Annotated in this window: 4 protein-coding genes; all 4 read right to left on the bottom strand. The window is 31.9% G+C overall.

What is annotated here, in order from left to right:
• Positions 1–268: hypothetical protein (locus tag DXA15_RS24770; protein ID WP_147349109.1), on the bottom strand; the 268-nt coding region annotated here is incomplete at its 3' end.
• Between the two features lie 19 nt (positions 269–287).
• The gene (locus DXA15_RS24765) at positions 288–653 is read right to left on the bottom strand and encodes a DUF3244 domain-containing protein (protein ID WP_128135814.1); all 366 of its coding nucleotides are present in this window, start codon (positions 651–653) and stop codon (positions 288–290) included.
• A 141-nt stretch (positions 654–794) separates the two neighbouring features.
• Positions 795–1,250 (bottom strand): hypothetical protein, encoded by a 456-nt coding sequence (locus tag DXA15_RS24760; RefSeq protein ID WP_128135813.1) that lies wholly within the window; start codon positions 1,248–1,250, stop codon positions 795–797.
• A 69-nt stretch (positions 1,251–1,319) separates the two neighbouring features.
• Complete coding sequence (locus DXA15_RS24755; protein ID WP_128135812.1) at positions 1,320–2,504, bottom strand: lipopolysaccharide assembly protein LapB; 1,185 nt, start codon at positions 2,502–2,504, stop codon at positions 1,320–1,322.
• Between the last annotated feature and the right edge of the window lie 155 nt (positions 2,505–2,659).

The raw sequence follows: 2,659 nt of genomic DNA, 5'->3' as shown, positions 1-2,659 counted from the left end.
ATAAGATGTAAATCCATTTTTGTTTTTCCCAATTTCTAAGTTCCTTATTAGAAAAATTCATTAATAAATCTGTTGTAGCATAATAATCTTCCACCGAAGCAAAAGACAAAATACCATCTTCTCTTACATAATAAGGAGCTTCATCTTGTGATTTTGTTTTTAATACAGATGTTTCATTATTCGCATCATCAAAAACAACCTCTTCATTACATGAAAACAATGTACATGACAATAGACATGCATTAAAAAATACAATAAAACTTTTCATAAACTATAATTCAATATGATTAATTAATAGAAAATTCTCCGAAAACATGATTCTTCCCATCCGTAACAGATAGCGTACACTCTCCTTCTACATCCTTTACTGGTATTGTAACAGAAGAAGATTCATTCGTATGAATAACTTGGTTATACAAAATTTTACCAAATGAATCAGATACTGTTACATGAACATCTCCTAAATCATCTTCAAAGAATAAGGATACATGTTCATTACTGTCTTCCACCCAGGCATGGATAGGTAATTCTATTTCTAATGATCTTTGTGTTTTATCCCATTTACCACCGATATGAATGTTTTTCTTGGCAAACACAGGAACTACTAGTAATATAGTAATAACTAGTATTCCAAAAAGTCTTAAATACTTCATACTTGCAACGTTTTAAAAATTTGCTGCAAACATAGACATTCTTCCCAAACACCCCCTCCTTTTCCCAAAAATACATAGGGACTATCGCCTATTGACAATCAGCTACTTACTACTATACCTTATGGACAACAAACACTATATCTATTTAATAAACACACATTTACAAATACACTCATAAAACGACACTTCACTCCCCACATAACCCAGCTTTTGGCGTATGCGTAACCTACGTTTGCTTATGGACTCCGGATTTATATTTAACAAGACGGCTTCCGAACTTATATCTATGTTCAGAAAAGAAAGATAACAATACTGTATTTCCGCTGGAGTCAACCCATAGGAATTATCAGATATAAACTCATCAAACGAACGATAGGTTTGGTTTATCAAATCCATGAAACTATGCCAATCTCTATTTGTCAATAATGTTTCTTGATTACCGGCAACTACTTTAGCAGACAATTTCATTATCTTTTTCACAATAGTAGCATTCTTTATTTTTTCCTCTTTTAGCAAGTTTATTTCTTTTTCTATACTTAATATATCCCCTTTTAATGCTCCCAATTTAGATTCACTATCCTGTATGGATTCCTGCAAAATAATCTCTTTTTTCTTTTCCTCAAATTCATAAGAAAGAGCGGATATTCTCTCTTCATTTTCTTTAGTTTACTTCTTGTTCATAAAGCATTTTATTTTCTTATTATAATGAAATAAAACAACAATACCCAATAACAAACTAATACTTATAATACCAATAATAATAACAAGTTCAATCAAATTGTTATTGTTAAGTCTGACATTCTCATTCAATAATAATACATGGTTATATCTTTTTTCTGCATCCACTACATCCAAATGAATTGTAGTATTATAAATAGAATCTGCTTTTTCCGCATATTGTTCCAAAATAGATAAAGCAAGTTCTGTATTACCGGACTTTTTCTCTATTTCATATTCTGTATACAAATTAGAAATAGGAGTCAACTGGTTTTTTGTAGGTATTCTTGATTTCTCCAAATATAAACGTGCTTTATCAAAATTTCCAACACACATATATAACTCACTTAAAGCTGAATAGGTAGGTGCTATATCTGATACACTACATTCTAATGACTTTAATAAATAATATTCAGCTTTGTCCCAATTCTTCATCAAACTATATACATTTCCTAATCCATTAGCAATAGAAAACATCGCTCCCGAATCTTGTAAACAAGTAACTATAGAATCCGCCTTCAACAAATAATCCAACGCCAACGAACAAGAATCTTCGAATGCCAGTGTTTGAGCCATAAACTTCAATGCCAGCGCATAACTTCGTTTATTATCTGCTTTCAAAAAATAATCGGCAGATTGGTTATACTTGTCAAAGGTTTCCTGAAAGAATCCTTTCAATTCATATAAATCACCCATATACGAACAAATATATCCGGCTACATTATACTCTTTTACTTTTTCAGCCACATCCAACGCCTGTGTATATGCATCCATCGCTTTCATATATTCCCGGTCTTCCACATACGACCGCCCTAGGAACAGACCGATCTGTGCCTGTTCGTAAGGCGTCCCGTGTTTTTTATACCAAGCGCGCGCTCGCAACAATTGGGAAACGTATGGCATATCCTTAACAACCTTATCGGCAGCTTTCCCGTACAACATACACCAACGCGCCAATAATTTGTCACTCAAATTATCAGCCATAGTAATACTATCCAATAATAGATAAGCACTGTCCGGCTTTATCTCCAACAAAGTTTCAGCTTTATTTATCAGTTGGCGTTCAGTCAATTCATTCTGGCAACTTGTAAAAAATATAATTGAAAAAAATAATAGGCAGAGTATATTTTTCATACAATATCAAATTAAGTACCACAATATTAGTTAATAAAAAAAGAACTACAAAAGAATCTATGATATAAGTTTATTACAACTTGATTTTGTTCTGATAAATAACAACACACAGACTATCCAAAATATCCTATTAATTTTCAATTATTCTGTATACT

This window comes from Parabacteroides sp. AM58-2XD (assembly GCF_003463685.1).
GTDB lineage: Bacteria > Bacteroidota > Bacteroidia > Bacteroidales > Tannerellaceae > Parabacteroides > Parabacteroides segnis.
The sequence above is the reverse complement of the archived record's forward strand: the minus strand, read 5'-3'. Positions and strand labels throughout refer to the sequence as shown.